The following is a 6,000-nucleotide window of genomic DNA, read 5'->3' on the forward strand; positions in this document are numbered from 1 at the left end:
TTAACATATGAAACTCTGGGACAAAGGATTCAGTACAGACCAAAAAATAGACCATTTTACGGTAGGCAATGATAGAGAATTGGATTTGCTACTGACAAAGTATGACGTAATCGCCTCGAAGGCACACGCAAAAATGTTAGGTGAAGTAGGTTTGATCAACAAAGACGAATCAGAAGATTTGGTCAGGGAATTGGATGGTATCGCAAAAACCATTGAGGAGGGCACTTTTATCATAGAGGACACTTTTGAGGATATGCATTCTAAAATTGAGTTTTTGCTCATCGAAAAACTTGGAGATACCGGTAAAAAAATCCATACCGCCAGATCGCGAAACGACCAGGTTTTGGTAGCCATGCAACTCTATCTAAAAAATGAGTTAGCAGAAATAAAGTTAGAGGTGAAAAACCTTTTTGAGCTTTTGTTAGGTTTAGCTGATAAGCATAAAGCCATCTTACTTCCAGGGTATACTCACTTGCAAATTGCCATGCCCTCTTCTTTTGGGCTCTGGTTTTCAGCGTATGCCGAAAGCTTGATTGACGATTTATATTTTGTTAACGCCGCTTACAAAGTAGCCGACCAAAATCCATTGGGCAGCGCTGCGGGCTATGGCAGTTCTTTTCCTGTGGATAGAACAAGTACCACTAAGGAAATGGAGTTTGCAACCATGAAATATAACGTTGTTGCTGCCCAAATGGGTCGTGGAAAAGTGGAAAAAGCGACAGGATTCGGTATTTCAAGTATCGCTTCAACACTTTCCAAACTGGCCATGGACATCTGCCTGTACATGAGCCAAAATTTTGATTTCATTTCATTTCCGGATGAACTGACCACGGGGAGCAGCATTATGCCACACAAAAAGAATCCAGATGTTTTTGAACTGATCCGAGCCAAATGCAACAAAATCCAGGCAGTGCCCAATCAGCTTGTTCTTATTACGAATAACCTACCAAGTGGCTACCACAGAGATCTTCAATTGGTCAAAGAGGTTATAGTGCCTGCTATTCAAGACATAAAAGCGTGTTTGGAGCTCATGCACTTTAGTCTAAAAGCGGTCAAGGTCAATGAAAAGATTTTAGAAGATCCAAAATACAATTACCTCTTTAGCGTGGACACCTTGAACGAATTAGTGAAAACTGGAATGCCCTTTAGAGATGCATACAAAAAAATGGGTGCCGAAATCGAGGCTGGAACTTTTCAACCCAAAAAAGACATACACCATACCCATGAAGGTAGTTTGGGGAATTTGTGCTTGGATAAAATCAGGGTTAAAATGGAAAATGCACTTAACTAATCAATACTTATATCATTTTTAATGCTTGATTGACAAGCTATCGATTAAAAAATCATGTCCATGATATCGTGTTTGGCAGGTATTTGAAGTTTTCCGAACTTCACTTACTTTTAACAAACTCATCTGCCTAACAGTACAAGCACGTTTCAATATCGATAAAAAATAATTGCTTTATTATGTTTTATTTGTTGTGTGCATAAAGAAAAACTTACAGTGATTAAAATTGGTAAATTCCAAATTGAGGATATATTTGAAATAAAAGGAAGAGATCTTGTTTTAGCAGGAAGGATTATTGACGGAGTAATTTCAACTGGAAATAAGATAGAATTTAAACTGAACAATGATTTACGAATAAGAGAAATAACAAGTGTTGAAGGAATTACGCACACTAATCCTGAAAAAATAAATACTGGACTGTTGATAAAATGTATGGATAATGAAGAAGTAAATAACCTTAAAGAATCAAAGAAAATATTATCTATCGTAAACATTTTTAACGAAAATTTAAAGCTCAGTGAGTTAGTTAAATGGTTGTCAACAAAATCTATTAAGGATAAAATATTATTTAATGAACTCCTTCTTTCTAATTTGACTACAATGAATCGAGTGATATGGAGTGATGAGAATACAGATGATAAATCAAAAATTGATTCTCTTAAATGGTCAAATGAACTTGCTCACAGAGTTTGGAATATAATATTTGAATTAAAATTGAATTCAGATAATGAGTTAGAAAATGAATTGGGCGAGAATATACATTTCTATGCAAAAAAGTCTACAGAGTTGGCTGGACATTTAGCTACGATTACTAAGTCAACGATTAATAGATTTTACTATCTAACTGAAAAAAACAACGACACCATATAAATGAAAAAAAATCGTTGCCACCCTATGAAGATGACAACGCTTTTCAGTCAACACAATAAATGTAATTTCAATCCAAGCTTTAAATTGTTCCTTCTATCTTTTCTAAGCTTTGCAAACCAAAAAACACCTGCAATATCTATTGATATAGTTTAGAAAATTTATGTTTTGATGAAATCCAAGAAAAAACCAATGATAAAAAATATCCCTATTCTTTATTTTCACTATTCTATAATATTTATTAATCGAACGCAAATAGCTTTATAAGAAATATCTTCGAGGCAAGTTCCGTTTATTTATAGTTTTAAGATGAGAAGTACGTCTTTAATACCATTTCAGCTACTGTATGTTCTGATTTTTACAATTTCTTTTTTTACAAAAGCACAGGATACGTACCAAAGAAATTCATCCGCCGATGTTCAAGGGTATATTTTCAATCTTACGTTAAACGATAAGAGCAATAGCATTGTTGGAGAGGCAGCGTTTACTGTAGATTTTAAAAATGAAGTCAACGAATTTAGCATAGACCTTATTAAAAAAGCAAGTCGCTATGGCATGGAGCTGAAGGGCGTTCTCGAAGGTGATGTTCCCGCGAAGTATACGTTCAAAAACAATAAAATTACGATTACGCCTACGCCTTCAGGCCCTAAGACAAGAACGTTCAAAGTACAGTATCAGGGAATTCCAGAGCGGGGTCTGGTCATAGACACCACAAAATTTGGACAACGTTCCTTTTTTGGTGACAACTGGCCAAATCTAGCCCGGCATTGGCTGCCTTGTGTTGACCATCCATCCGATAAGGCATCCGTTGAGTTCAGGATTACGGCACCCGACCATTATGATGTAGTGGCCACAGGAGAAAAAATAGAAGAAAGCAATTTGGGCAACGGATACAAGTTGACCACCTACAAAGAACCTGCACCGGTCGCTATGAAGGTAGTAACCATTGGCGTTACCAAATTTGCAAGCAAAATACTTGGCGAGGTAGATGATGTTCCCATATCTGCCTGGGTATATCCAGAAAATCGTCTGGATGGGTTTTCAGATTATGGTGTGGCTACAAATGTTATAAAATATTTTATAAACAACATAGGCCCATATTCCTACGCCAAGTTGGCCAATATGCAGGCCAAGACCCAGTGGGGCGGATTGGAAAATGCGGGCACCATTGCCTATTTTGAAAATTCGGTCACTGGAAAGAACGAAGTTGAAGGACTGATTGCCCATGAAATTGCGCATCAATGGTTCGGGAATTCAGCCACTGAAAATGATTGGAACCATGTATGGCTTAGCGAGGGCTTTGCCACCTATTTTGCCATTCTTTATCAGGAAAGTGTGTATGGGGATACCAAAAGGAAGGAAGAACTTGTTCTTGACAGGAAGCAAATCATAGATTACTATCAAGAGAATCCATCACCAATTGTAGACCTCAGTATTAAAGACCCAATGAAGGTATTAAGCACCAATACATACCAAAAAGCAGGTTGGGTGCTCAATATGCTTCGCTATAAATTGGGTGACGAAGTTTTTTGGAAAGGCATACGAATCTATTACAAAACATATAGAAATTCCAATGTCATGACTTCAGATTTCAGGAAAATCATGGAAGAGGCATCTGGTGTCAAGCTTAACGAATTCTTCCAACAATGGATTTTCACCGAAGGTTATCCATCAATTAAATGGGATTGGTCCTATAAAAATAGAAAAGTTGTAATACGTCTTGAGCAAACCCAAAACCATCATGTTTTTGACTTTCCGCTGGAAATCGAAATCCTGGAAAAGGGAAAATCTTTCATTTCTACGGTTCAAGTAAACGATAAAAAGTCTTCCTTTGAAATGGATGTTGATTCCCGCCCCACCACAATTACCCTGGATCCAAATCTTAAGCTTTTGTTTGAGGAAAAGTAGACCTTAAAGAAATTGTATTTTGCTGAGTCATCGTGATGAAAGGGGGTGCACTTTGTGAGATAATTTTCAATATAGAGCGATTGACCTTTGTTGTTCTTTATAGGCTTCAAGTTGTTCCATGGCTTCAAGTTCTTCGAGCGTACCTCTTTTTTCCACCCAGTGCCTTAGTCTATGGGTCCCATTAAGGATATCGATGGGTTCCAAGTGATGAATATATTCATAAGGTGGTTCCAACCATTTAAAATCAGCTTCCATATGACAAAAAAGTTCCCGCAACAGCAATTGTCCTGTTCTCCAAGGTTGAAACGTTTCCCTATCTGTAACATGGATTTGAAAACCACCACAGACCTCATCCTTAAATTTATGGAAGGTCGGCAGAAAAAGTATCGGTCTAATGGCAAAACCTTTTAATCCAGAATTCGATATCGTTTTTTCCAAATGATTTGAAAACAGGGAAAAAGGTTCAATTTTAGGATACCCCACAATCTCCAACGGTTGGGTGGTACCTCGTCCTTCGCTTAAATGGGTACCTTCGAACATTACCGTTGATGGGAAAACAAGACAACTTTCGGCGCGGGCGATATTTGGTGAGGGCAACGCCCATGGCAGTCCGGTATCTGTAAAGTACATCTCTCTTTCCCAAGCTTTCATGTGTATCACCCTAACGTTGGCCGCCGCTCTGGCCCATAATTTCTGATGAAGCAATCCAAGTTCCCCAATGGTGAGTCCATGTCTTACCGGCATAGGGTGCCTACCTATGAAAGAGGCAAATTCAGTATCCAAAATATTACCTTCCAACGTATTGCCATTAATGGGATTGGGACGATCTAAAATTATCACTTCAATATCTTTAGTCGCACACTTTTCCAACAACAATGTCAAGGTGTAGACATAGGTATACATGCGACAGCCAATATCTTGAAGATCTACAAAAAAATGATCTATTCCCTCCAACATTTCATCGGTTGGTACCCGGGTTTCGGAGTAGAGGGAGTAAATGGGAATATTAAAATACGGATGAATGGAATGGTCCGTCTCGATCATATTATCTTGAGCATCCGTAGAAAAACCGTGCTGCGGGCCAAAAAGTTTTTTAAACCGATGTCCAAAAATAGATTTGAAAACGTAAGAAGCATGATGGCACGAACTGTCTATGGAAGCATTATGGCAAAGCAAGGCCACGTTGCCCATAAACTGCTTTTGCAGGTTGATATCCTTTGCAAGAACTTCAAGACCGACCGCTACTTTTGCCATTGTAATGTGTTTAAAGGGTAAGGTACGTTATTTAGTCAAAACCCTAAGCATCAATCCAAAAGGCATGTTTATCAATTCAGCTATGCCTTACATTAAAAATTTCCCAAACTTCACCTACTTGTGCTGAACTTGCCTGCCTAACGGCATAGTCAGCTTTCAGTATTGTCGGATATAAATTATTAAAACGAATTCATATCCTTAAAAGTTAGCAAATATTAAAAGAGAATAATGGGGAAATTATATACAGCATTAAATGCTCGCCAATACAGTGAGGTGCTAAAAACAAAAGAACTGCCTTTACTGATACTTGAGAAAAGTGTTTCGGGGTTAGAGTTTACAGAAGACAAATCATTTTGGGTTGAGCAACTTAAAAGTCAGGAGGACTTGGAGAATGTTGCCGATTATAAATATTCTACTATTATAGAATTTGAAATGGAACCGAATGTACTTAACTCTTTGATTGAATCAGATGTTACAGATAGATTGTCAAAGAAAATAATTCAATATTATAGAGAATTAAATAAACCAATAAATTTACCAGAACTGAAAAATGGAGAACCCAACATTCTATGCATTTTAGATGTTTATGAAAGTGATGAAACCCATTGTAGCCTTACCTGTTTTAGGACGTTGCTAAATTCATAAAATTATGATCAATGTTCATCGTTTGGGGGAAGAATTCT

5 protein-coding genes are annotated in these 6,000 nt (G+C 37.5%); 4 read left to right on the top strand and 1 reads right to left on the bottom strand.

What is annotated here, in order from left to right:
* The first annotated feature begins 7 nt into the window (after window positions 1–7).
* The 3 genes from argH to KIM67_RS06450 all read left to right on the top strand — a co-directional run bounded on the left by argH (window position 8) and on the right by KIM67_RS06450 (window position 4,063).
* Window positions 8–1,291: an argininosuccinate lyase gene (gene argH / locus KIM67_RS06440; RefSeq protein WP_213830518.1), complete on the top strand. Its 1,284-nt coding sequence runs from the start codon at window positions 8–10 to the stop codon at window positions 1,289–1,291.
* Window positions 1,292–1,483: 192 nt separating this feature from the next.
* Window positions 1,484–2,158: a hypothetical protein gene (locus KIM67_RS06445; RefSeq protein WP_213830519.1), complete on the top strand. Its 675-nt coding sequence runs from the start codon at window positions 1,484–1,486 to the stop codon at window positions 2,156–2,158.
* Window positions 2,159–2,464: 306 nt separating this feature from the next.
* Window positions 2,465–4,063 carry a M1 family metallopeptidase gene (locus KIM67_RS06450; RefSeq protein ID WP_213830520.1) on the top strand — a complete coding sequence of 533 codons (1,599 nt, stop codon included), beginning with the start codon at window positions 2,465–2,467 and terminating at the stop codon, window positions 4,061–4,063.
* Between the two features lie 66 nt (window positions 4,064–4,129).
* Here KIM67_RS06450 and KIM67_RS06455 read toward each other — a convergent pair whose 3' ends face one another.
* Window positions 4,130–5,317 carry a DUF1343 domain-containing protein gene (locus KIM67_RS06455; protein ID WP_213830521.1) on the bottom strand — a complete coding sequence of 396 codons (1,188 nt, stop codon included), beginning with the start codon at window positions 5,315–5,317 and terminating at the stop codon, window positions 4,130–4,132.
* A 228-nt stretch (window positions 5,318–5,545) separates the two neighbouring features.
* Here KIM67_RS06455 and KIM67_RS06460 point away from each other — a divergent pair, with 228 nt between their 5' ends.
* Window positions 5,546–5,962 carry a hypothetical protein gene (locus KIM67_RS06460; RefSeq protein ID WP_213830522.1) on the top strand — a complete coding sequence of 139 codons (417 nt, stop codon included), beginning with the start codon at window positions 5,546–5,548 and terminating at the stop codon, window positions 5,960–5,962.
* The last annotated feature ends 38 nt before the right edge of the window (window positions 5,963–6,000 follow it).

Origin of the sequence: Flagellimonas sp. 389 (genome assembly GCF_018449435.1) — a bacterium.
GTDB lineage: Bacteria > Bacteroidota > Bacteroidia > Flavobacteriales > Flavobacteriaceae > Flagellimonas.